The organism is Mesorhizobium sp. WSM4845 (genome assembly GCF_055811455.1).
Window position 1 is genome coordinate 1 of the sequence record NZ_JBVVQA010000102.1, and the last position, 534, is coordinate 534.

1 protein-coding gene is annotated in these 534 nt (G+C 66.9%); it reads right to left on the reverse strand.

What is annotated here, in order from left to right; genetic code table 11:
* Positions 1-534 (reverse strand): efflux RND transporter permease subunit (locus AC0L2C_RS34190; RefSeq protein WP_473525534.1); only part of this gene is annotated, 534 nt, incomplete at both ends.

The following is a 534-nucleotide window of genomic DNA, read 5'->3' on the forward strand; positions in this document are numbered from 1 at the left end:
GGCGATCGCCGGCTTGCCGTCGAGACGGGTCACCGTCTCGGCGTCCTTGAAGGTGGAGCGGACGGTGGCGATATCCTTGGCGTGCACCACGGCATTGGGGCCGGCGACGATCGGAAGCGCCGCCACGTCCTGCGGCGTTTCGATCAGCGACGGCACCTTGACGGCATATTTTCCCTCGGACCCTTCGATGTTGCCGGCGGCGACAAGACTGTTGGAATCGCCGACCGCACCGATCAGCTGCTCGAGCTGCAGCCCATAGGAAGACAGTTTCATCGGTTCGATGACGACTTCGACGAGATCGTCGCGGGCGCCCTGCAGCGAACCCTCCAGCACGCCAGGCACTTCCTCGATGCGGTCGCGCAACTCGCGCGCCGCCGTCGTCAGAACGCGCTCGGGCACCTCGCCCGACAGCGTCACGACAAGGACGGGGAACTCGGAGACGTTGACCTCGGAGACCACAGGCTCCTCGGCTGCCTGCGGCAGGTCGGCCTTGCCGTCCTGGACCTTGCTGCGCGTGTCCTGCAGCGCCGTCGC